Source organism: Mycobacterium sp. IDUB_36 (genome assembly GCF_055419225.1).
Map to the genome: position 1 here is coordinate 485,517 of NZ_JBVAXH010000002.1, position 23,424 is coordinate 508,940.

Genomic DNA, 23,424 nt, shown 5'->3' on the forward strand with positions numbered 1-23,424 from the left:
CGGGGTGAGGTCAGAGTTCAGCGCTGTGGTATCTCGAACGGCTCGGAGGGACAGGAGATTTCGGTGCCTGCTCCTTTTCGCCGCAGTCGTGTCGGCTAGACAATTGAATGTCCCTCGGCGATAGGACGGCGCGCCGCGGCCACGCCACCCGAATGGCGAGGCGGCCCGCTCGATGTCGCAAGCCGACGCTCGTTAACGAGCTACGCCCCGGCCAAATCAAGAAGCTTTCGCAACCGCCCCATCTCGTCGCGATCAGCCCGGTAGGCCCCCCACGTGTCGTATCGATCGATGTCGGCAAGATCGGACTCCAGTTTGACGGCGCGTCGGCGTGCGTCGGAGACCGACCATCGCCGGCTCGAGTCGTCCCAGAATCGCCAGGGGTCGCGGAACACTCCCCCGGGTTGGTGATCAATACGATCGAGAGTCGTCGCGATGTCAGCCTGATCGATCGGCCGGTAGTGGGTGCCTGTGGAGGCGCTCCGCGCCCAGTCTGTGCAGCCGTGGCTGGCGGCGATCCAGCCAGCGCTGTGGCCCCAGTAGCGCTGTCCGTGATGGTCTGGGCCATCGGCAGCAGAGACGCGGATGGCACTATGGCCGTCGGCGAAGTATTGCCAGCGCATAGCTGTTTCGTTGTCCTCAGACGCCCCCTTTCGGTTTTCATTGTCGCGCGTTACTTGGTTTGCGGTGTCACTTTGCTGGTCTGCCGCGCGTTCGATCGCCGTGAATATGTCATCAGTCTGCTCGCGGGTGAGGGTGCCGGTGTCTTCGGCCACGCTGATCCATATCAAGTCGTCCGCGTCGGGTACTTGCTCGGCACGGCGGTACACCTCGCCCCAGTCGGCGGGTGTGACCGTCTTGGCGGGGCGGTCGCGCCAGCGCGCGACCAGTTCATCTCTCAATGCTTGAAAGTCGTTGCCCTGCTGATGATATCGATCGATCGACGATCGGATCGTATCCTCGGCTTTCGGTGGGACGTAGTTGTCATCGGCTCCGCGATCTGCTCCGAAGAGCACCCAGAGCACATTGCACTTCTGCGGATACGCCTTCTGGGCCAGTCTTTCAGCGAGTTGCCATGCTTCTTCGTGAACCAGCGCGCTCGCCTCCATCGGAGACAGACCGTCGATGTGCGGGATCATTCCGCGTACGGCCATCTTCTCTGTGATCCGAAACGCGTCGATCACAAGGTACTGCTCGGGGTTGATGTCGGAGGCGGGGTCAGCCAGTAGCGCGGTCTTGGCGCCGCTGTCGTTGCCGCCCATAAAGAACGCTTCGCCCTCCCGGGGCACATAGGGCATCTGTTCATCCCAGAGGTCGTGGAGTAGTTGTCGGTGCTGGGCGCGGCGATCGGCTGGCCAGCGGATCCATCCGCGGTCGACGCGGCCGCACAGCGTTCGAGAGTCGACGTCTTGCAGGCGGAGATCGTTCATCCGCTGCTCGACCATCTCGCGGTGGCGACGCCATTCCTCGTCATCCATCTGCGTACCCTTCCAGAATTATCGTCTCACAACCACTTACGCGGCGATATTGTGAAGCTGGGGTCGTCGGAGGTTCTATGGCGTAAATCCTGCGGCCGCCGCGCACGGCAGCTGCTGGTCCTGATGTGCAGTCAACCATCGTTGCGCACGGCACTGGTCCCGGTTTCGCGATCCTGTCTGTTGGGATTCCTTTGCCGCACGTCAACGTCGGTAGACAAGCGGGTCGGACCCGGTATCGATTGCCGGGGGGTGTCCGCGTCTAGCCCTGCGCGTCGGTCGTTCGCCGGCGAAACAGCTCTGCAGGTCGGCCTCTGGCCGCGCCGAGGGCTGTGCCGGTCGCGAGTAGCTGTGGCTCCATGGCGCGCCGGAAAGCATCGCGCTGCAGGGGTTTTCCGGCTACGGCTTCGTGCGCGAGTCGCAGCTGACGCAGGGTGAATTCGTCGCCGAGCAGCCGGTCGGGGTCGGGGGCGGCGTGGTAGCGGGAGCGCAGGTGCTCAACCGCGCGCTCGACGATATGGGTGTGGTCGTACGTGAGGCGCCCGGGCCTTGACACCGGCATCAGCCTGGTGATCTCGGCGAAACGGGTTGTCAGTCGTTCGGGTTGGACGATGTCGACGTGGGCGACCGAGAGTACCCAACCGCGGTCGTCGCGCTGGGGGTCGTCGAAGACGTGGAGTTGGCGGGGGTGCAAGCCGTTGATGTTGGTTTTGTCCGTCAGCGAACGCTCGACGGCGGTGGCCAGCGTTTCTCCTTCGTGCAGGAAGGTTCCCGGCAGCGCCCAGCCGCGGCCGGTGGGTCGCCGTACCTGCAGAACCACCAGGCCGAGGTCGTCGTCGAGGGACAGCACCGCGGTGTCGACGGCAACCGAGGGGCGCACGAAGTCGGCGAGGGCACGTCCGTGATCGTCGCGCCAAGCGCGCTGATTCATCTGCTGTCCTGACTGTGGCTGGATATCTTTTGCGCAATCCTACGCAATACGGGTACTCGAGCTGGCCGAGCGGCGCGTCTCCGGGCAGCTGCGGACAATGATTCGTGCCTTTTGTCGGACCGCCGACGTATCCTGAACTCAATTAGCGCGAAAACGCGCAAACTGTCCTCGAGAGAAGGTGGTCACTATGGGTTCTTACTACGATCGTGTCGAAGGGGTCCTACTCGCCGGTGCGGCGGGCGACGCTTTGGGCGCACCTTATGAGTTCGGCCCGCCCCGCGGACCCGAACTTGAAGTCGCCATGGTCGGCGGCGGGATCTGGGAGCGCGGCGAATGGACCGATGACACGGCCATGGCTGTCGCGATCGCCGAAATCGCTGCCACCGGTGCCGATCTGCGCGATGCGGCGGCCCAGGACGCCGTCGTGACCCGCTGGCGCGCGTGGTCGCTTGACGCGAAGGACGTCGGCATCCAGACCGGATCGGTGTTGCGCGCCGCTACACGCCGGGGTGAGATCACCGCCGAAACGGCCCGAGCCGAATCCGCCAAACTGCATGAGCGATCGGGCCGCACCGCCGGTAACGGCTCGCTGATGCGGACCGCGCCGGTGGCCTTGGCCTGTCTCGACGATGAGCACGCGATGGTGGCGGCGGCCCGCGCGATCAGCGAGCTCACCCACTACGACCCCGAGGCCGCCGACGCATGCGTGTTGTGGTGCTGCGCCATCCGGCACGCGGTGCTGACCGGTCGGCTCGACGTGCGAATCGGTTTGCACCACATCGCACCTGGCCGCCGTGAGCTGTGGTCAGCACGGGTGAGGGAGGCTGAGTCCGCGCGGCCGGCGGACTTCCCCAACAACGGTTGGGTGGTTGCAGCGTTGCAGGCCGCGTGGTCGGCGATCGCCACCACACCGGTGCCCGACGACGATCCCGCCGCGGGAGTGTTCGCCGCCGACCATCTGCGGCTGGCGCTGGACGCGGCGGTGCGGTGCGGCAACGACACGGACACCGTCGCCGCGATCGCCGGCGCGCTGCTCGGCGCGGCCTACGGGGCGTCGGCGGTGCCGCTGCAGTGGCGCATCCTGCTGCACGGCTGGCCCGGCATCAACGCGCACGATCTGACATCACTGGCATCGGTGATCGAGCGAAAAGGCGCACCCGACGGGTTCGATTTCGGCTATCCCGGCTCCCCCATCGAGACATTCGCCTACCACCCCTATGACCGCGCGGTCCTGCTGGGCGGCATCGGGGTCCTGCGCCGGTTACCTTTCCGAGTGGACGCGGTTGTGTCGCTGTGCCGACTGGCCGACACCGACATCCGTCACGACATGCCGCACGCCGAGGTGCGGTTGATCGACCGGCCCGAACGCGACGAGAACCCGCATCTGGAGTACGTGCTCGACGACACTGTGCGATTGATCGAGGCGTTACGCGCGCAGGGCCGTACCGTGCTGGTGCACTGCGTCGCCGCCTATAGCCGCACCCCCACGGTGGCAGCGCTTTACGGGGCGCGGCTGCGCGGCGTCACCACAGCGCAGGCGTTGGACGACGTGGAGGCGGCTCTACCGGGCGCGCACCCCAATCCCGCATTTCGTGTGGCGCTGGGCCATCTCAGTCCCCCGGCGTCGTGAATCTTCGATGCACATCCCCGATCTCATCAACCATCAATGTCTACGCAAGGAGAACGTTATGACCGATATTCCCGACCGTGAGCCCTTCGTGTGGCGCGGCATTCTCGACCCAACGGTGGTCCGCGACGATGTCGTCGCGGCCAGCCACCGACTGGCTGACGCCGCCAAGGCAGGTGACTGGTCAACGGTTTTCGACATTCTCGACGATTCCGACGGGATGGTCGACATCAACTGGTGGCGACCCGGTGGACCGGCCTGGTTCACCCCGCTGCATCAGGCGGCCTGGCACGGCGCGCCCCTCGATGTCGCCGCCGAACTGATCCGGCGCGGAGCCCTGCGCTCGCTGCGCACCGCGAAGGGCTTGACCGCCCACGACATCCGCTACGAGCGTGATCTCACCGCGAAAGGCCCGGACAACGTTGTCGCACAGCAGAAAAAATCGTTGGTGTTGCGCGAGCGCTACCTGAAGCCGCCGCCGTGTCCGCTGGCACCGGCGACGGTCCAGGCCTTGGACCGTTATCTGGCGCAGGTGATCGACGGGCGCATCCGGGGCGTGCTCTATGAGGGCGGTGGCCCGCAGCAGGTACTGCGCTATCCGCCGGTGGAGATCCTGCACGAGCTGCCCGGGCAACGCTTGTGGTTCCCGGTGCCGGGTATGTACGGCGGCTTCGATATCACGCTCAACGACGATTTCCTGAGCGTGAAAAGTTGGTGTCGCATCGTGGGCGTTTCGGGACAGCAACATTTGATCACCACCGAGGGTGTGATCCTGGTGGAGGAGGGCTTTCGTTGAGCGTTCTGGATCAGGTGTGGTCCGTCGCGATGTGAAAGGTGGACCGTCTCCGTTTGCCGGTAGGCCCGGCGCAGCCCGCGCGTTGTCGCGGCGCTGTCACGAAATTCCCGGTGCCGGAACGTGAATCTTTCCACCGGGATGCGTATCTCGGTGGCGCGTCGGGTCGGTTGCCGGCACCGGCCGGGGGGCTCGTAGCGCCCGCGGTGACCGGGCCAACGATCCGAATTTCAGATTTGTTGTCGGTGCTCGCCGCTATTCTCGGTGAGCCCTAGAAGGTCTGGTGATGCGAGGAGATGCTGTGAACGACGCACTGCGCCCCCGATTGGAGGCGGCCATCACCGGTTATCTGCAGATCCTCGCCGACCACGGCTTCATCCTGGACGCCGAGTGCGATGACTTCATCCGGGAACCGGTGCACGGCGTCTACGCGCTGCTGTTTTATGCGATGGAAACCATTGATCCGGACTTTGCGCGGGTGGAGCGACTGCAAAGTACGTTGGGTCCGGGCGAGGACCTGGATCGATTGGAGACCCAGCTGGTCGACTTCATCACTGTCTTGGATGCGTTGTGCACCGATTACCAGCAGTGGACCGGGGTGGATCCGATCCAGGAGATGAGTGATCCCACCGGTGGCCGCGTCGCGGTGGCACTGATGGGTGCAGAGATCGCGGTCGAACGGCTCGCCGCCGACGGCGAGGCCTGTCGTGACGGGTCGTCGGAACAGGCACGTGCGGCGCTGGAATGGCTGCGTGCCGAAGGAACTTCGGCGGCCATCGAGCGGCATCGTCGGTCCCGACTCGCGGCGCGCTCGTAACGCTGCACCCCGCCGCGTCACAACAGACTCGGATTACGGACTAGTTGCCGCGTTAGGTGCGGCGACGAGAAATCCTTTGTGGCGACAGCGGCACCTGGGTCCGCGCGGCCGATCAGCACCTGTGTTTGTCGTGCAGGTTAGTGCAGTGTTCTGCGTAGGCCGGATGCCCGCTGTACCTGCCGCTCGACGGCCGCGGTGATGACCTCGGGTGTGGCGACGACGCGAACCTGCTGTTGTGCGCGGGTGATCGCGGTGTAAAGTAATTCTCTTGTCAGCAGCGGTGATTCACGATCGGGAAGGATCACCGAGACGCCCGCGTATTGGCTGCCTTGGCTGCGGTGGATGGTGGTGGCGTAGGCGGTTTGCACGTCGGCCAGCACGCTGGGTTCGACGATCAGCGGCGGGCCGCCTCGTTCGATGACCGCGGCCAGGACGCCGTCGCGTTCGATGACCACGCCGATGTCGCCGTTGAAGACGTTGAGGTCGTAGTCGTTGGCGGTGACCAGAAGTGGCTGACCGGGGTAGAAGTCGTCGAAGAAGCGCTGCCCGCCGGTGATCCAGTCTCGGGCTTGGCGCGCCCACCGTTCGCGATCGGCGCGGTGCGCGCAGAGCACTCGGTGGCGGCCCAGTGCGGCCAGTGCGGCGTCGGCGTCGCCGCGGCGGGCCGCGGCGACCATGTCGGTTCCGGCAGCGACGATTTCGTGGTGGATCGTCGCCGTGTCGTCGGGGGTCACCAAGGTGACCGCACCGCCAGCTGCCAGCAGATTGAGGGCGGTGTCGACTTCGCCGTCGCGTACTGCGTCGGCGAGTTCGGAGATCTCGGAATCGAAGCGTCGCCCGCGGGACAGGTGCGCGACGCCTCGCCGCAACGCCGCCCGCTCGGCGTCGTTGAGTGGGGACTCCTCGCCGCGGGCCGCGTTGTCCAGATCGGGGGCCGAGATCTGCTGCAGCATCGTGTTTTCCGGGCGTTCGGTAGGCTGGTTGACCAGGTCGGCCAGCACGGCGCCGGCGTCGGCCGAGGTGAGCTGGTCTGGGTCGCCGATCAGGATCAACCGGGCGTGGGTGGGCAGTGCGTCCATCAGGTGAGCCATCAGCGTCAACGACACCATCGAGGTCTCATCGACGACCACCAGGTCATAGGGCAGCGGGTTGGCGGCGTGGAATCGGAAGGCGCCGCCGCGGCGCGCACCCAGCAGGCGGTGCAGGGTGGCCGCGGCCGGTGGATGACTCAGGCCCAGCGCCGCGGCCTGGGCGCCAACCGCCTCGGTCAGCGTCGCGGCGGCTTTGCCGGTCGGGGCGCACAGTGCCACGCGCAGCCCGGGTCCGTGTAACCGGTTCAGCAGGGCCAAGATCCGTGCCACGGTGTAGGTTTTGCCGGTGCCGGGCCCGCCAGTCACGATGGTGGTCCATTCGGTGGCCGCCAGCGCGGCGGCCAGCCGCTGGCGGTCGGGTGCCGCGGTCGGTGCCCCGGTGTCGGTGACGAACAGCTCGTTGAGCAACACACTCACCTGGCTGGGGTCGACTTGGGGGCGGGTGTGGTCGCGGCCGGCCAGCCAGTCCCGGATCAGGGTCTCTTGGCGGAAGTAGCGCTGCAAGTACAGCAGCGCGCCACCGTCGCTGTCGCGCAGGGTCAGTGGGCGCAGCGGGCCCCGGGTCGAGCCGATCACCAGGGGGCTGGCGCGTAGCGCGGACAGTATCGCGGTCGCACTGGGCCAGGGCAGTTCGGCTGCGGCCGGGTCCGCGGCGGCGATGTCGGCGATGAGTTCGTCATAGTCGTTAAATGCCAGGCACACCGAGCCCTGGCGCAGGGCTCGCACGGTCAGCGCGGCGGCCAGCAGCACCCGTTCGTCGTTGTCTGCGCCCAGGCGGCACAGCGCCGCTGCGGTGTGGATGTCGGCCGGGGTGAACACGCCGGCGGCGTGATAGGCGTGAAGCTCGGGCCGCGAGCTGACGAGCGGCGCGCTCATGGCTGGGCCATCATGTTCGACAGGGCGACGATTAACGCCGGGGGTGGTGACCAGTTGAATACCCCGCAGCCCGGGGGTGTGCGGGGGCCGATCATGGCGCGCACGAAGAGATATAGCACCCCGCCCAGGTGTGTCTCGGGGGTATAGCCGGGTTGGCGCCAGCGCAGGTAGCGGTGCAGCGCAACCGAATAAAGCAGGGCTTGCAGCGGATAGTGCTTGCGGATCATCTCTGCGGCCATGGCGTCGCGGTCGAGTTGTGAGGCGTCGATATCGCCGGTGAACAGTTGGTTGGTTTTGTAGTCGACCACGACATAGCGTGGGCCGTCGATGCGCAGCACGGCGTCCAGGCTTCCGGTCAGGTAGCCGCGCAACTCGGCGTCGGGAAGGGTGCGTAGCGCCGGCGGGTAGCCGTGGAGCGGGTCGTCGTGGGGCAGGTGACGCTCGAGCAGCTCGGCGATGGTGCTCACCGAGGCGGCGGGGCCGCTGTCGGTGGCGCCGGCCAGGGGGAGCTCGAAGGTGACTTCGGTGAGGCGGTCGCGGGGGTGGATGGCGGCCAGTGTGCCGGCCGGGGTCGGAGTGTGCAGTACCGCGGTGAGCGCGGTGCTCAAGGTGGCGGGGTCGACGTCGCTGAACAGCCGCCCCACCCACGTGCGGCATTGGTGGGTGACCTCGGCGGACAGATCGGCGGCGGCGGTGTCGACGTGCTCGAGCACCGTGTGCACCAGGGTGCCGAATGCCGCCCCTGCGGTCAGACCGTTCATCAGCGACGGGGTGGCGGCGGGGGCGCCGCTGCGGATGTCGTCGGCGGGTTTGTCGGTAGGTTCGTCGGTGGTGCCGGGGTCCTCGGTCTCGCTCGACGGATTTGATAGCGCCGGGTGCGCCGTTTTGCTCAGCGCGGTGAACGAGGTCCGTTTCCAGCTATCGATTAGGACCCGACGAAAGCGTGCGACCGCGAGTTCGTGGTGAGCGTGTGGTGGCGGGGTGTGGTGGGCGTGGGCGGATTGGGCGCCTACAGCTTCGGCGTCGATCAGGTTGCCGCCCTCGTGTGCCCACGCCGAGAGTTGCTCGGTGGCATCACTATCGGTGGGCACCGCGGGGTCGGGATGAGGTTCGGGCTCGCCTGGGGTGCGCCCGAACAACAGTCGGTGCAGCGGCGAGCCGGGTGTGGTGGTGGCCGGTGCCCAACACAGCACCAACCGGCACTGTGCGCGGGTCGCGGCCACGTAGAGCAGCCGCAGTTCCTCGCCGGCCGCTTCGCGCTCCGATTGTGTTTGGTGGGCGGCGAATTCGTCTCCGTCGCGGCCGCCGACGTCGAGGATCCGTTGGCCGTCGATGTGCAGCAGCAGGGTTTCGGGTTTGTCGAATTTGGTGCGGTCCCAGCCGTAGGGGACGTAGACGATCGGGAATTGCAGCCCTTTGGCGGAGTGGACGGTCACGATCCGGGTGGCGGCGGCTTCGCGGTCCAAGAGTCGACTGCGATCACCGGCGTCGGCTGCGGTGTCGCGTTCGATGCGCGCGGCCAGCCAGCGACCCAGCTCGCCGACGCCGAGATGCTCAGTGGTGGCGGCACGATCAAGCAGAGCAACCAGGTGCCGCAGGTCGGTCAGGGATCGTTCCCCACCCTGCGCCGCGACCAGTCTGGCGGCCAGATCAGTTTGTGAGCAGAGGGTTTCAAACATCGACGCCGGCCCGGCGGTGGCGCAGATCTGCGCCCAGCGGCGCATCCGCGCGCTCAGTGCGGCCAGCACGGCGTCGGGGTCGGCGGCGAGCTCCGCGGCGCTGTGTCCGATCAGCGGGGTCAACGCCGCCAGCCGCAGTCGGGTGGCGCGGCGGGGTTGTTCGAGGGCCGCCAACAGCCGCTGCCAGTCGTGCGCTTCGGAAGTGGCGAACACGCTGGCGCCGCCGGTGACGACACAGGGCACCCCGGCGGCGGTCAGCGCATCGCGCACCAGCGTTCCCTGATCGGCGGTGCGCACCAGGACCGCGATATCGCTGGGTTGCACGGTGCGCCAATGGTTGTCGTCGCAGAACTGCTCCCCGGAGCCCAAAGTAGCGACGATGTCGTCGGCGACGTCCTGGGCGATCCGCGGGCGCGCCACGCCCACCCGCAACGGCTTGCCCGGGGTGGCTCCGGTGTGGTCTAGATAGCGCAGCCGCAGCGGCGCTCGAGCCGATCCGCGCAGCCGGCTGTGCTGGTGGGCGGCTTGCACCGGGAGGACCGTGATCACCGAATCCCCCAGTGCCGCACCGCCATACAGGTGTTGCAGGGCGGTGAGTAGCCCGGCGTCGCTGCGCCGGTTGGTGTCCAGTCGGCGGGTTTCATCGGCGGCCGACACCGCGGTCAGGTACGTTGTGACATCGGCGCCGCGAAACGCATAGATCGCCTGTTTGGGGTCACCGACGAGCACGAGGGGTCCGGCGCCGTGGAAGCTGCGCTGCAGAATCTCCCATTGCACGGGATCGGTGTCTTGGAATTCATCGACGAGCACCACGCGATAGCGGTCGCGGATGCGTTGGGTGGCCAGAGGCCCGAATGTCGGATCCCCGAGTGCGTCGCACAGCAGTCCCAGCAGGTCGTTAAAGTCGCGGCGGCGAGTGGCACGTTTGCGGCGGGTCAGCTCGGCGCGCACCGCGGCGGCGAAGCGGACCCGTTGTGCGACCGCGGATCGTGGGTCGGTGTCGGTGTCGGTGGGGGCAAGCGCGGCGAACGGGATATTGGTGACGGCGGTGGCGATCCGCCCGGCTGCTTGCCGACTCAAGGGTGCCGCGGATTCCGCACAGTACTGGGCGGTATAGACATCGTCGGTGACCTCGCCGAGAAGGGCTGCGGTGTTTTCCAATAACCGCGCCTGGGGTTGGTAGTCGCCGGCCATGCCGATGCCGTCGAGCATCCGCTCACAGAACGCGTGGGTGGTCACAATGCTGGCGGCGTCGAAATTCGATAGCGCCTGAACCAGCCTGGTGCGCCGCGCCGCCACCTCGGCGTCGGTGCCGATGGCCAACTGAGCGATCACCACATCTTCGCTGTCGCGGGCGGTGGCCGGGTGGGCCAAGGCGGCCGCGCAGGCGACGAAGCGCTCGCGGGCGCGTTCGCGGAGCTCCTGCGTGGCGGCGCGGCTGAAGGTCACCAGCATCAGCTGGTCGAGATTGGTGATGTCCTCGGCGACGTAACGCACCGCCAAACCGACGATGGCGTAGGTCTTTCCGGTGCCGGCGCTGGCGTCGATCACCATCGTGGATGTCGGCAGGGCGGCCCTCAGATCAAAAGTGGTCATCGCATCCGCGTCACGCTTTCCTGGGCCAGCAGTGGTTCCCACACTCGCAGGGCGAGTTGGGCGAACCAGGTCGGCTCGTCGTCATACCAGTGGTGTCCGGGCGGGCCGGGCTGGTCCCACACCGCGGTGAAGGGGGCGTTGGGCCCGTAGATGCAGACCAGTGCCGGGTCGGTGTTCTCGTCGGTGTTGTTGTAGGAACCTCCTGGCACGCACCAGGTGTCGGCCGCAGCTGGGTAGCCGTGGTCCGGTGGGGTGCGCAGCCGCCGCTCGGCGTAGACGAACGAGCTTTCGGTTGCCATCGGCAGCGGGTAGCGCAGCCCGGCGGCGCGCAGCTCGAGCAGCTGGGTCAGCAGCGCGTCGGGGTGCTCGGGGATGGTCAGCACCGAGCGCCGCACCGCGGGTTCGTTGCCGCCGATGCGGCCCAGCGTCACCGCCTCGTGCACGGGGTATCCGGCGGCGGCGAGCGCCAGCAGCCGCACCCAGGCGGTGAGTCGGTGCTCGACTTTGAGCCGGGAGTACGACAGGCTGACCAGTCGCGGCCCACAGACGGCTGAGATGGTACCCGTGAGTCGCACCGACCCGATATCCAGTGAAATCCGTTGTGTCTGAGGCGCCTCGGCACCGAGGATGCCAGCTGCGCTGTGGACAACGACGGCGGCTCCGGCGTCGATGTCGGCCATGGTGGCGGCCCCGAGTGGGCCGGGCGCTAGGGTGCCGCGGCGCTGTTCGGCGGCGCTGAATCGGGTCGCTGCCTGTCCGTCGGCATGGGTCAACGTCCATCCCAGCAGCCGGTCGCCGATTTTCCATTTCTCCAGATCATTCAGGGCCAGCGGGAGGGCGTCGTGCAGGTCTTTGTCGGCCTGCCACACGCTGATGTCGAGGCGTTGACGCAGAAAAGCTTTCGCCGGATGCACCACGAACGCGATCAAGTCCTCGAGGCTCACCTCGCTGGTGGGCGGCGCTGGCAGCGGCCCGGGCAGAAACGGGGGACGCAACCGCAGCGCGTGCGTCATCTCGAGGGCAGCGGTGAAGTTGTGACGGTCGTAGCTAAAAGGTTGTGGAGCAACAAAGTTCGACGGGTCGTGCGGTTGCAGAGGCTGGCGGTCTACGACGGTGGCGCCCTCCTCGACGGTGGCGGTGACGGTGTCGATGATGTCGGCCAGTGGCGCCACCGGTGGTAGCCGTACGCCGGTGACGGGGTCGGCGCCGCTGAAGCAGATCAGCATGCGGTCACTGGCCGACATTAGTGCATCGAGCAGGAGCTGGCGGTCTTCACTTCGCGGGTCTCGTTCTCCCACAAATGGATTCGTACCGAGGATGTCGTCGCCGTTGATGTGTGTGACCCGCGGGAAGTGACCGTCGTCGAGGCCGATCACCGCCACTATCCGGTGCGGTACGAACCGCATCGGCACCAGGGTGGCGACGGTGAGATCCCCGGTGCGAAACGACGCCCGGCTCGGTCGCGGGGCCACTACCGCGGCGAGCACGTCGCGCAGCTCAGTCAACGCGATGTCACACTCGCCAGCGCCGGTGAGGGCCTCGGTGATGCGGCGTGCAGCTTGGGTGCGCTGCCACACGTGGGTGTCGGCGCAGGCGGTCAGGGTGTCCAGCGCGTCGTGCAGGACGTGCTGCCAGCGTTGCGGGCTGTGCGGGCCGGCCAGCGCGCTGAGCGCGGCATCGAGGCGTTCGAGGAATTCGGCGAAGCGACCGGCGAGTGCGACATCGGCGCTGTCGACGCCTGCCAGCGGGAGCGCATCGCCGAGCCAGTCGAGCTCGGATCCATCGGCGGCGATTCCCAGCAGCAGCCGGTCGAGGGCCGCGGCGAAGGTGTTCTGGGTGATGTGTCCGAGCCCGACCTGGCGGCGCTCGCGTTGCCACAACCCCCATCGCGCGCCGCCGTCAACGATCCACTGGCGCAACATATCCTGGTCGGCGTCGCTGAAAGCGAACCGGCGTGCGATCGGGTCGGTGGCGATCAGGTCGGCGATCTCGCTGGCAGTGACCCGGCCGTCGGCCAGCGCCAGCAAGGTGGTGATGGTGTCGAGCAGCGGGTTGAGCTGGGTCAGGCCCCGATCGGCCATCCGCACTCGAATTTGGTGGCCGGGGTGATCGGCGTCGGGGGCGGCGAAGGCGGCGGTGATCAGCGGCGCGAAGGTCTCCACATCGGGGCACAGCACGATCATGTCGCGCGGCTGCAAGGTGTCGTCGTCGGCGAGCATGTGCAGTAGCTCTTCACGCAGCACCTCCACCTGGCGAATCGGGCCGTGGCAGGCGTGGATCTGCACGCTGCGATCGGCGGCGCGGCGCGGGCTGTCACCGGGTGCGCGGTTATGGGCGATGTCGAGTTGTATACGGGCTAGCACGGTGTCGGGCGAGTCGGTGTCGGCGAGATGGTGGTGGTCGACGAACTCCGGCGGCAGGCGGTGTTGGAGTTCGCGTATGTCTCGGGATAGGTTGGCCAGCAGGGGATTCGACAGTTGCATTGCGGTGGTGTCGTCGGCCCGGCGTGCGGGCGGGGAGATCTCGGCCAGGCGGTCCCACATCGTCGGGCTGGGGTGGGTCAGCCACAGGTGCAGATCGCGGCGCGCGGCCAGCGCGTCGAGCACGTCGAGTTGGCTCCGGCTGAGCCGGGTCGGTCCGAACAGCGACAGCCGGTCGGGCAGCTGCGCTAATTGCGGCTCATCGCGCAGTCGGGTGCACGCCTGCGATAGGCGCTCGGCCGGGCTGGGCACCTGGAGGTGGGCGCGCAGCCGCCGCCACAGCGCCGGCTGCCAGCGCAGATCGGCAGCTAATTCGTCTCCGGCGCCGTCGGTGTCGCGTTCGCGCGCCCAATCGAGCAGCATCGCGGGGCGGTTGTCGTCGTAGGACGAGTAGAGCTGTGCCAACAGCGCGGCGGTGGCGTAGCGGCGTCCGGCACGATGCTCGGGCATGGCGCCGTCGAGGCCGAGATGGTGGGCCAGTACCGCGGTCCAGGGTTCGGCGATGCTGGCGTCGATCACCTCGAGCAGATTCCACACCAGTCGCGGGCCGATCCAGGGGTCTTGTTCAAGGGTGAGGTCGGCTGCGCGGGCCAACACCTCAGCGACTAGGCGGGCGGGGCGGGGGTAGTCGATGTTGGCGGCCACCCCGTCACGGGCCCCGGCCGCGCCCAGAGTCAGCGCCAGCTGCTGTGACACCCACCGTTCCACCCCGGGAGATGGGACGGCGATGACCTCTGCGGCCAGCGGATCGTCCGGGACGGCCGACAGCACCTCGCACAGCGGGTCGATCAGCCAGTCCGCGCGCTGGGCGCGGTGCACGGTCAGCATCGGCGCCCACCTCCCTGCCGGCCGCTGTGATGGTGGATGCGGAATGACGGTGTCGGGCGGGCTGCGGTCGTCCCTAGGGGGGCGACGTCGCCGGCTGTTCCTGGTTGCGGGGTTTTCGGCACGCTGCTACAGGTCGTCAGACTCGTCGTCGATGGTGGTGATGGTGCCGGTCTGCAACGACTCGATCAGGTAATCGTCGAAGTTGAAGACACCGTCGCGCCACGTCTCGGGGGGCAGGTCGGCGACTTGTTCTTCGGTCGCGGCTTGGAGTTCGTCGCGGGTATAAGTCTGTCCTGCGTCCAGGTATTTCGTGGTGTCCTCGCCCACCCGATTCACCCTCCCTTGTTTCGAACTGTGTCGCCGCCGACCGATTCTGCCGCAGATCGCCGTATGGGGTCCTCCGATTCGCAAGGCCGTGCCGGCAGAAGGTGACCTGCGATACGTTCGGACACGTGATCGACGGCACTGAGGCGATGTCGCAGCATCCTCGCGATTGGCGGCGCAGTTCGGTCTCACGCGATGGCGTGCTCGCCGCGATTGACCTGCTCAAAGGGGGCGATCGCGAGAAAGCCCTGAAAGAACACGGCTTTCGGGAAGCTTTGGACTACGTCGTCGTGTATGACGGTCAGACTTATCCGTCGAAAGCGCTGTACGGCATCGCCTACAGCATCGAGCATCCCGACGAGGTTCCTCTGCGCCTGCGCGGGCTCTCCGGCGGTGACGAGGTGGTGCGTCGGCTAAGCGACCTGGGCTTCGAGGTGCGCAGCACCAAATCGGGCGCGGAAGCGACCACTCTGAGCACGGGGGGCCGCGTCTGGCTCGTGCGTGAGGGCAGGGACGGCGAGCACGAGCAGCTCGCACTCGAGCAGGGCGTGACCGCGATCGGTTGGAGCGAGATCGGTCCGCTCGACGACCTCGACAAAGACACACTGAGCGCAAAGATCGCCGAGAGCCGAGATGAGCATCGCCCGCAAAGCTTGATTCTGCAGACCGCGCAGTTATTGAAGTTTCGCGACGACGTCCATCAGGGCGACCTCATCGTCCTTCCACTAAAAACCAACCCCGGACATGTCGCCGTCGGGAAAGTCACCGGCAACTACGCGTTTCGCACCGACGGCGCGTTCGCACAGGCACATACCAAAAACACCAGAGCCGTGGACTGGCTAGCTCCAGCGTTGGCCTACGAACGGTTCGATCCCGACCTGCGCGAGGCGTTCACCCAACGCAGCACAGTCAGCGAGATCACTAAACCCAATGCCGCACAGCGCATCATCGACGTCCTGGGCGGTGCCGACGCCTCGGCGATCCACTTGGTCTTGAAGTGGAGCTTCGATCTGCGCTCAGACACCATCGAGCGCCATCGGGAAGTGGTCGGCGAGCGCGGCTCGGTGTGGTGGGGGCGGCGCAGCAAAGATGCCGGCGCCACCGGCTTGGGTGCGGACTGGATCGCCAAAATGCGCAACCAGCTTTCCGCCGGCAGCGAGACCCATGTGTTTCTGCACAGCGCCAAAGGCGGAACCTGGCGGACCCGGTTATCGGCCATCACCACCGACGCACACGACGTCGACCAGACCTTGGTTCCCGCCTATTACAACCCGGCCGATCACCACACCCTCTGGGTCGAACTTCACGACTTCGAACAGATTGAGCCACAAGAGATCACCGAGGGCTACGTGTTGGCCCGCACCGGGGATCCCGTGACCCTCGGTGGTCTGAACAACCAGGGGCCGATGATCGTGCGCGCCCAAAGCGGCACCTCTGAAGGCCGGTTCTTCATCTTGAACCAGAGCGAAACCTCGACCTACTCCAACGTCGAGGGTCAGGAGTATCACTGGACGTCGGAATCCAGCGGGGCACCCAAGCTGTTGACCAACTCCCCGGGCGCCAAAGTGGTGTTCTACCGGCCCGGAACAGCATCGGACAACACCTCGAAAAGCTACTTCGCCAGCGGTCGGATCACTACCATCGCCGAGACGGCGCCGGGTGAATACAACGCAGCCATCGACGATTTCACCGTCTTCGAGCACCCGGTCCCCTTCAGCGACGGGCCGCCCCGCAACCCGCAGCGATCGATACAACAAATCCCCCGACAACAATACGAAAGACTCGTCAAAAGCGGAGGCCGCACCAGCGCACGCGAGCTGACATTGGAAGACATCCGCGATGCCGCGGTCAGCGCGAATCTGACTCTGCACCAGGACATCTACGCGCAGCTACTGTCGGCTTTGACCAGCGGCAAACACGTGATCTTAACCGGGCCGCCCGGCACCGCCAAAACGACGCTGGCCCAGGCCGTCGCCACAGCAGCCCGCGACGCCGGTCTCTGCGATGGATACACCCCCACCACCGCGACCGCGGACTGGACGACCTACGACACCATCGGCGGACTGCGCCCCACCGGACGCGACACCCTGGAGTTCACCGAAGGCCAGTTCCTGCAAGCCATCCGCAACAACCACTGGCTGCTCATCGACGAACTCAACCGATCGCACTTCGACCGCGCGTTCGGCCAACTGTTCACCGTGCTGTCCGGGCAGCCGGTCACCCTTCCCCACAGCCGTCCGCAGGCCAACGGCGCACCACTGGTTCTGCTGCCCGAAGGCACCGAAAACCCCACTCCTGGGGGGGATGTCCTCGAAATCCCGCAGCCCTGGCGCATCATCGCCACGATGAATGTCTTCGACAAAACACTGCTGTTCGAGATGTCGTTCGCCTTGATGCGACGCTTTGCGTTCATCGAGGTCGCCTCCCCCAGCCAGGAGGTCTTTGAGGCGTTGATCGACCAAGCGGTGGCCGCCGAACCGGCCCCGGCCGAACTGGCCAAAAAGCTGCTGGCGGTGCGCGCGATCAAAGATCTCGGCCCGGCGGTCTTCATGGATCTCGCGAGATTTCTTCGCCAGCGGCTGACCATCGCCGACGCCGATCCAGGCCAAGTGCTCTTCGAGGCGTTCTACAGCTACCTGCTGCCGCAGTTCGAAGGCATCGACGCAGCCCACGGTGAGGATCTCTATCAATGCCTCAAACCCCTGATGGGCAGCGCAGCCCGAACTACAAAATTGAAGAGCACCCTCAATACCGTTCTGGGGCTGCAACTTCACGAACCGCCCCCCGCCGCACAACCCGACGACTACGACGATTACGACGACGGGGCCGAGCCCCCAGCGTCATGAAATCAAAGCCCTTCCAACGCGCCGAGATCATCTCTGCACTTCGCCGCGACATCTGGCGCTACATCAGCCACGCCTCCCGCACAGAAGACGACATCCTGCTGTGGGCGGGCACCCTGATGCAGATGTCACCGGCAGAGCTGCGCTATCTGGCCCAACTTCATTTCATCCTCAGCGATCCCGTCGGCCGACTGCTCGAGCAGATGCCCACCCTCATCCGCCGACTGACCACCACCTCGACCGTCGACACCGAGACCAGCAGCCACCGCATCCGAGGCGCGATCCGATGGGGCGACACCTACGCACAACGCGCGGCCACCGGCGTGCCGCACGCGTTCGTCACCGCACCCACCCACCGCGCCTTCGAAACGCCGGAAAATCAGCTGCTGGCCTTCGCGCTGCACGCCATCGCCGAATTCGGCCACCGCACCGGCTGGCAGCGCAGTACCGACAACGGCGAAGCAGCCGTTGTGCGCCAGCGCATTACCGATGCCACCCGTTGGCGTCAGGCCCGCGCACTGACCGATATACCCACTCATCCGCCCAGCCCGACCACCATCAGCCGGGTCCGCGCGGGCCGCAACCGCACGCGCTACCGCGCAGCCCTCGACGTCGTCGAGCTCTACGAGCGCTACATCGCCCGACTCGACGCCACCGCCATCCGAGACGCCGTGGAGCAGCGCGCCCTGATCACCCGCCGTGACCCCGTCCTGCTCGAACTGTATTGCGTGTTCGACACCATGCGTGCCCTACGGCGACTCGGCTGGAAAACCCCACCCCCCAATCTGATTGGCCCCGCACTGGGATCAGCCGTCATATTCCGCGGCACCAAAGACGGCGCCAGCCTGCAGCTGCGATATCAACGCACCCCGGCCGAGCTGTCGGCCGGCTCGCTGTATCGCGCCATCCAAGCGCACCACGGGTTCGCCCACACCGGCGGCCTGATCCCCGACTTGGTCCTCTCGGTCACCGAAGACGGCCTCCGCCGCTGGCTGCTCATCGAAGTCAAAGGCCTGGAACGAAAGGTGGAATCATCGGCGCGCGCAGCCGCGCTCGACCTGCTCGGCTATCGCCGAGCGTTCAGCCCGGTGCTGGACAAGCAGAGCGCTACCTACGGTCTGGGCTACGTGTGGGGCAGCGAGCTGATACCGGCCACCGGATCCGACGTCACGCTGTGTACACCCGACACCTTGACCGATGCCCTCGATGCACTCCTGCCATGACCACAGGATCATCGTGAACCACGCCGCTGAACACCGCCCGGCCGATCCCTTCGTGCCGTCACAAGTTAAGCAGTACAACACTTTTGGGGAAGGATCTAGACGATGGACGGTGCAGGACTGGGAAGTTCCGTCGAGGCCGAAGTGTGGGACCTCTTCGATGCCGACACTACTGTCACCGACGAGACCGTCTACCTCGTCGCCGCCGCCCTGCACGGTGACGCCGAGCTGGCCGGGCAGCTGGGCGATGACGCCCCCGCACCACTGCGGCCCAACAGCGAGACACCCGACGGCCCGGCCCCGCTGCACGCCTTCATCCGGTCGATCACCGTGCAGGGATTCCGCGGGATCGGGCCCCGCGCGGTCCTCGAGCTCAACCCCTTCTGCGGGATCACCGTGGTCAGCGGACGCAACGGCTCCGGGAAATCCAGCTTCGCCGAAGCGCTCGAATATGCACTCACCGGGGCCAGCTACCGCTGGCTGAAAAAGAAAGGCCAGCACTGGGAAGCATCATGGCGCAACCTGCACGCCGGCGACCCCGCGAGCATCGAAGTCGACTTCGCTATGGAACCCGACTTCGACCGCGGCGGAACCAACGCCGCCCTTGGCGTGACATGGGCGCCCGGGGCAGACGTGAGCAGTGCCGAACGATGGTCGCAGATCACAGGACAACGCCGCGGACCCGCCGACGCGCTGGGCTGGAAACAAGCACTCATCACCCACCGACCACTAATGTCTTACGACGAACTCGGCGGTCTGCTCGAAGAAGGCCCGTCCGCGCTCTATGACGCGTTGAACCGCTTGCTCGGCCTCGACGAGATCGCCGACGCCGACAACCGCCTCAAAGAGGCCGAACGACACCTCAGCAGCCCCCGAAAAACTTCTAACGACACCCGCATTCAGCTGCGCCGCACACTCGACGGTATCGCCGACGCGCGCGCCGCCCAGGTCAAGAAGCTGACCGCCAAAGCGCCCTATGACCTTGCCGCGATCACCACCACCACGCTCGGCACCAACACCGCCCAAGCCGGAGTCGTAACCCGGCTGCGCGCCATCGCCACACTCGAGGTTGGCGACCCCGCGCAAGCGGCCGCACTCGCCGAAGACCTGCGCACCGCGATCGACGCCCACGCCGACATCGCCGGATCAGCCGAGGACGCCATCGCCGCACAAGCCGCTCTACTACGCGACGCCCTGGAATTGCACACCCATTTCGGCGATGGCCCCTGCCCGGTGTGCCAGAGCGCAACCCTGGACACCGCGTGGCGGGGCGCCGCCCAGACGCGCCTCGAACAGGCCGAAGCGCAAGCCGCCCGCCACCACGCGATCACGTTGCAACTCAAGCAAACACGCGCCGCAGCCGAACGATTCGCCCGCGCGCTGCCCACCGTGGCGCCGATCGACGGCGTCTCGTTAAAAGCGCTGCCCGCCTTCGAGGCCGCACGCACCCAAGCCGTCGCCATCCCCGCCAGCCTCGCCGACCTCCCGGCGCACCTGCAGGCGACGGCGACCTCGATCGCCGCGGCCGCCGACACCCTGCGTGCCGAGGCCACGCAACGCGCCGACGAACTCGAAGACGCCTGGGCACCCACTGCGGCCGCAATCTCTGCATGGGTCGAAGCGGAGACCATTGCACGCACCAACGACGACCGGCTCCGCAAGGTGCAGAAGGCCCTGAAATGGTTGCGCACCAACGCCATCACACTGCGGGAACGACGCATGGCCCCGATGGTGGACCAGGCCCGCGCCATCTGGAGCTGCATGCGCCACGAAAGCAATGTCGACCTCGGCGGCATCACGCTGGAGGGGGCCGCGACCCGCCGCCGGGCCGTCGTCGAGGGCACCGTCGACGGTGTACCCGCCGGGGCGCTGGGCGTGATGAGCCAAGGCGAGCTGCATGCCCTGGCGTTGGCGTTGTTCATCCCGCGGGCCACCACCCCGGCCAGTCCGTTTCGATTCCTGGTACTCGATGACCCGATCCAGGCGATGGATCCCGCCAAGATCGGCGGGTTCCTCGATGTCCTCATCGAATTGGCCAAAACCCGTCAGGTGGTGGTGTTCTCCCATGACGACCGGCTGCCCGCCGCGATTCGTGCGCGCTCGGTGCCCGCACAGCTGCTCGACGTCACCCGCGAGGAGGGCTCGATCGTCGTGGTCAAACCAAACGACCTGCCGGCCGATCGCTACATCGCCGATGCCAAAGCTGTCATCCTCGATGAGAACCTCGACGACCTCGTCAAACGCAAGGCAACACCGGGACTGTTCCGGATGGCCGTCGAATCCGCTGCCCACCAACGATTCTTCACCGATCGCGCCCGTGCTGGCACCTCCTACTACGACTCCGACGCGCAGTGGGAAGACGCCAAAACCACCCAACAACGTGTGGCGCTGGCAGTCATCGGAGCCGCCACCGTTGACCTCACGGCGTGGAAAAGCCGTCGCCAACATAGGTTTCCGATCATGGCGATCTGCGCCTCCGGTGTCCACCGCGGTGCCACCCTGGACCGCACCACCCTGGGAGACCTTGCCAAGACCGTGCACGACATCATGGAGGACCGGTGACCGGCGATGCCGAAACCCTCCTGGCGCGCGCCCGCGAACTGCTCGACGTCCCGGGGCACGCTGCCGCCGGCAACTCCGCGCGACTAGCGGCGTTTCTTGCGCGACAAGCGGTTGAAGACCTGATCGACGCACGCTGTGCCACGCTGTGCGGAGCCTCCGTCGTCGGCGCGAGCGCCAAAGCCAAACTCGCCCTACTCAAGTCACTCGACACCTCCGCGGCTGCGGCCGCCTTAATCAGCGCATGGCATCAGCTCACCGGCTTTTGCCACCAGCACGCTTACCAATTGTCGCCGACTGTCGCCGAGGTTCGCGCCGAATGCTGCAAAATCGAAGAGGCTTGTCTATAGCTGTCGTCGGCCATGAAGTCGTCGGCGGGATGAAGCCAACTAGGGTATGGCTGTGCGTTGGTATGCCCGTCCTGACGGTGACAGACATGAGCTAGACGTCGCACCCGAGTTAGCCTCCTGGTACAGCGCCAGTCACCCCAGCCAGTTGCGCCTACAGCCGTTCCTTAACGGCGCCGAGACCCTGTTGGCTGGATTCCGTATTGATGGTCCCTGGGCTCTACGACTCGATGTCGGTCGCCCAGCCGGTGAGAACCTCTTGCGCGGGGGCGATCTCGACAATTACCTGCAGCCGCTCGCCGAGCGCATCGACGACACCGGCTTGATGTCGGTGTGGTGCACCAAGCAACATTGCGCGAAATCGTATGTAAGACTTGAAGAGGCCCTAGAGGTCCCGCCGCCTACGTGCGATGTCGTTGTCGCCAGGCCGACGGCTTCCTACGACACACCTGCTTATAAAGAGCAAGTCAAGGCCGCTGTAGCTGGCAAGCCGGAGCTGCCGCCCGGACCCCTCAGGCTTCAGCTCGCCTTTCACGTCGGGCCGCGAGCCGTTAGGAACTGGCTCAACCTGTGGAAACCCACTATCGATGCGCTTGAGCCACTTTTGGGACGCGACCCGGCCGAGGCGCGCACGTGGCACATCCTTGATGACAGAATCACCGAGCTCGGGCTCCACCTGTCGATCAACCCGGCCTTCCGCTACGAGGTCGAGATCGGCGTCATCGCGAGTACTGAGTCCTCGGCGGATCCGGGCCGTCCTGAACTCGATGCTCGCGGGTATTAGTAAGGCGGAAAGCGGACTCTCGACCGACTGAACCCAGAATGGTATTTGGCTAAGTCATGTTGGCCTCTGCCACTCTTCAAAGCCCGGCACGCGCTGCGCGCAGCCTGGCAAGCTCATCCATGTCGGGCTCGACCTCCACCACCCCATTCGAGGTCCCAGCAGCCAACGCCGCCTGCTGGGCCAACCCATAGACCTGGGCCTGCTGACCTAATAACTTGCGGCACAACTCCGCTGAACGGTAATTGCCCTCCAACGCGGGACTCCAATGCGCTTGAAACAGCTGCTCACTGCGCTCCTGCCAAACAGCGAACGCCTCATCCGTCAACAGGTCACGCCGATCCGTGGTGGACCCCAGAGTCGCCGCGACGATGTTGGCGACGCTGCGGTGGGACCGCAGCCCCACAGCCTTCGCAATGGTCCGGTGGCTAGCACCGCCCAGGAACAACTCGAGCACATGGGCGTTACGCCGCTCCCGCTCAGCAGCCTTCATGGTGGGCATTTTCCCTGAGCCCACCGACACAACGCTGAGTCCGGTATTGCCGCATGTCACCGGTGTCGGAAACCGTGCTGCAGCAACGATGCCGCCAGAGGTCAATCGGGCAATTTGTTCGGGGGGAGATATACCTAGCGGGTAGGGAGTGTTTCTGCCGTGCGGTTCACGCGGGCACCCCTACCCCCTGGTGATGCGTTGGTTGACCGTGGGTGGAGTACACCGCGGTGCCGTGACCGTGGTGTAGTTAGTGGTGCTCGGCGCGCTGGTGGCGCCACGTTGGGTGTAGTCACCGACAACTACGTCCGATCCGGCCTCGCGCGATGGCCGGCGCGCTCCCCGCTTTTCGTTGGCCGCGGCGGCGAGTGCATCACCCACAGAGCCCGGCAGTCACGTATCAAGCCGGCGTCAAAACGCGCTGAGTCAGCGCAGCCGGTGCCGGGCGCGCTGGTAAACGGACTGCGGCACACCTACGCACCGATCTTGCCGCGTCCGATGTCAGCGTTTACACCTTTATGAAGCTCCATGGGCACGAGTCAATGACCACCTCCCAGCGCTACGTCACGGCCGCAGGAACCGAAAGAAGCGCGGCGGTAGCGCAAAGTCCTTTGTATGCGCTCATTGCGCATCGACCGACTCTTCGAGACCCGGAAGATTCAGGAGCGTC

General features: G+C 66.3%; 15 protein-coding genes. 8 read left to right on the top strand and 7 right to left on the bottom strand.

What is annotated here, in order from left to right; genetic code table 11:
* Window positions 1-200: 200 nt before the first annotated feature.
* Both ACZYW1_RS20650 and ACZYW1_RS20655 read right to left on the bottom strand, forming a co-directional pair.
* Window positions 201-1,475, bottom strand: coding sequence for a DEAD/DEAH box helicase family protein (locus ACZYW1_RS20650; RefSeq protein WP_463788327.1), 1,275 nt, complete (start codon window positions 1,473-1,475; stop codon window positions 201-203).
* Window positions 1,476-1,734: 259 nt separating this feature from the next.
* Window positions 1,735-2,403, bottom strand: coding sequence for an NUDIX hydrolase (locus tag ACZYW1_RS20655; RefSeq protein WP_463788328.1), 669 nt, complete (start codon window positions 2,401-2,403; stop codon window positions 1,735-1,737).
* Between the two features lie 187 nt (window positions 2,404-2,590).
* On the opposite strand from ACZYW1_RS20655, the gene ACZYW1_RS20660 reads away from it, so the two are divergent.
* The 3 genes from ACZYW1_RS20660 to ACZYW1_RS20670 all read left to right on the top strand — a co-directional run bounded on the left by ACZYW1_RS20660 (window position 2,591) and on the right by ACZYW1_RS20670 (window position 5,640).
* Window positions 2,591-4,033: an ADP-ribosylglycohydrolase family protein gene (locus tag ACZYW1_RS20660; RefSeq protein WP_463788329.1), complete on the top strand. Its 1,443-nt coding sequence runs from the start codon at window positions 2,591-2,593 to the stop codon at window positions 4,031-4,033.
* A gap of 58 nt (window positions 4,034-4,091) precedes the next feature.
* Entirely contained in the window at window positions 4,092-4,826 is a 735-nt protein-coding gene (locus ACZYW1_RS20665; protein ID WP_463788330.1) for an ankyrin repeat domain-containing protein, read from the top strand.
* Window positions 4,827-5,124: 298 nt separating this feature from the next.
* The gene (locus ACZYW1_RS20670; RefSeq protein ID WP_463788331.1) at window positions 5,125-5,640 is read left to right on the top strand and encodes a hypothetical protein; all 516 of its coding nucleotides are present in this window, start codon (window positions 5,125-5,127) and stop codon (window positions 5,638-5,640) included.
* 137 nt (window positions 5,641-5,777) lie between these two features.
* Here the strand turns inward: ACZYW1_RS20670 and recD are convergent, their stop codons facing one another.
* The 4 genes from recD to ACZYW1_RS20690 form a co-directional block, all read right to left on the bottom strand.
* Window positions 5,778-7,607, bottom strand: coding sequence for an exodeoxyribonuclease V subunit alpha (recD, locus tag ACZYW1_RS20675; protein WP_463788332.1), 1,830 nt, complete (start codon window positions 7,605-7,607; stop codon window positions 5,778-5,780).
* Window positions 7,604-10,882, bottom strand: a complete 3,279-nt coding sequence (locus tag ACZYW1_RS20680) for a UvrD-helicase domain-containing protein (protein ID WP_463788333.1) — start codon at window positions 10,880-10,882, stop codon at window positions 7,604-7,606. The genes recD and ACZYW1_RS20680 overlap by 4 nt, the downstream gene beginning before the upstream one ends.
* Window positions 10,879-14,190 carry an exodeoxyribonuclease V subunit gamma gene (gene recC / locus ACZYW1_RS20685; protein WP_463788334.1) on the bottom strand — a complete coding sequence of 1,104 codons (3,312 nt, stop codon included), beginning with the start codon at window positions 14,188-14,190 and terminating at the stop codon, window positions 10,879-10,881. Before recC ends, ACZYW1_RS20680 begins: the two co-directional genes overlap by 4 nt.
* 126 nt (window positions 14,191-14,316) lie before the next feature.
* Entirely contained in the window at window positions 14,317-14,517 is a 201-nt protein-coding gene (locus ACZYW1_RS20690; RefSeq protein WP_463788335.1) for a hypothetical protein, read from the bottom strand.
* Between the two features lie 125 nt (window positions 14,518-14,642).
* Here ACZYW1_RS20690 and ACZYW1_RS20695 point away from each other — a divergent pair, with 125 nt between their 5' ends.
* The 5 genes from ACZYW1_RS20695 to ACZYW1_RS20715 all read left to right on the top strand — a co-directional run bounded on the left by ACZYW1_RS20695 (window position 14,643) and on the right by ACZYW1_RS20715 (window position 22,267).
* Complete coding sequence (locus ACZYW1_RS20695; protein ID WP_463788336.1) at window positions 14,643-17,360, top strand: AAA family ATPase; 2,718 nt, start codon at window positions 14,643-14,645, stop codon at window positions 17,358-17,360.
* Window positions 17,357-18,580 (top strand): hypothetical protein, encoded by a 1,224-nt coding sequence (locus ACZYW1_RS20700; protein ID WP_463788337.1) that lies wholly within the window; start codon window positions 17,357-17,359, stop codon window positions 18,578-18,580. Before ACZYW1_RS20695 ends, ACZYW1_RS20700 begins: the two co-directional genes overlap by 4 nt.
* A gap of 102 nt (window positions 18,581-18,682) precedes the next feature.
* Window positions 18,683-21,139, top strand: a complete 2,457-nt coding sequence (locus ACZYW1_RS20705) for an AAA family ATPase (RefSeq protein WP_463788338.1) — start codon at window positions 18,683-18,685, stop codon at window positions 21,137-21,139.
* A complete protein-coding gene (locus ACZYW1_RS20710) occupies window positions 21,136-21,486 on the top strand; it encodes a hypothetical protein (protein WP_463788339.1) in 351 nt (116 codons plus the stop codon). The genes ACZYW1_RS20705 and ACZYW1_RS20710 overlap by 4 nt, the downstream gene beginning before the upstream one ends.
* Before the next feature lie 46 nt (window positions 21,487-21,532).
* A complete protein-coding gene (locus tag ACZYW1_RS20715; RefSeq protein WP_463788340.1) occupies window positions 21,533-22,267 on the top strand; it encodes a hypothetical protein in 735 nt (244 codons plus the stop codon).
* Between the two features lie 76 nt (window positions 22,268-22,343).
* Here the strand turns inward: ACZYW1_RS20715 and ACZYW1_RS20720 are convergent, their stop codons facing one another.
* On the bottom strand, window positions 22,344-22,757 hold the full coding sequence (locus tag ACZYW1_RS20720; protein WP_463788341.1) for a hypothetical protein: 414 nt from the start codon (window positions 22,755-22,757) through the stop codon (window positions 22,344-22,346).
* Window positions 22,758-23,424 lie beyond the last annotated feature (667 nt).

Excerpts from the sequence above, each read along its gene's own strand:
- ACZYW1_RS20650 (WP_463788327.1), bottom strand. The coding sequence starts at position 1,475 with ATGGATGACGAGGAATGGCGTCGCCACCGCGAGATGGTCGAGCAGCGG.
- ACZYW1_RS20655 (WP_463788328.1), bottom strand. The coding sequence starts at position 2,403 with ATGAATCAGCGCGCTTGGCGCGACGATCACGGACGTGCCCTCGCCGAC.
- ACZYW1_RS20660 (WP_463788329.1), top strand. The coding sequence starts at position 2,591 with ATGGGTTCTTACTACGATCGTGTCGAAGGGGTCCTACTCGCCGGTGCG.
- ACZYW1_RS20665 (WP_463788330.1), top strand. The coding sequence starts at position 4,092 with ATGACCGATATTCCCGACCGTGAGCCCTTCGTGTGGCGCGGCATTCTC.
- recD (WP_463788332.1), bottom strand. The coding sequence starts at position 7,607 with ATGAGCGCGCCGCTCGTCAGCTCGCGGCCCGAGCTTCACGCCTATCAC.
- ACZYW1_RS20680 (WP_463788333.1), bottom strand. The coding sequence starts at position 10,882 with ATGACCACTTTTGATCTGAGGGCCGCCCTGCCGACATCCACGATGGTG.
- recC (WP_463788334.1), bottom strand. The coding sequence starts at position 14,190 with ATGCTGACCGTGCACCGCGCCCAGCGCGCGGACTGGCTGATCGACCCG.
- ACZYW1_RS20700 (WP_463788337.1), top strand. The coding sequence starts at position 17,357 with ATGAAATCAAAGCCCTTCCAACGCGCCGAGATCATCTCTGCACTTCGC.
- ACZYW1_RS20705 (WP_463788338.1), top strand. The coding sequence starts at position 18,683 with ATGGACGGTGCAGGACTGGGAAGTTCCGTCGAGGCCGAAGTGTGGGAC.
- ACZYW1_RS20715 (WP_463788340.1), top strand. The coding sequence starts at position 21,533 with ATGGCTGTGCGTTGGTATGCCCGTCCTGACGGTGACAGACATGAGCTA.
- ACZYW1_RS20720 (WP_463788341.1), bottom strand. The coding sequence starts at position 22,757 with ATGAAGGCTGCTGAGCGGGAGCGGCGTAACGCCCATGTGCTCGAGTTG.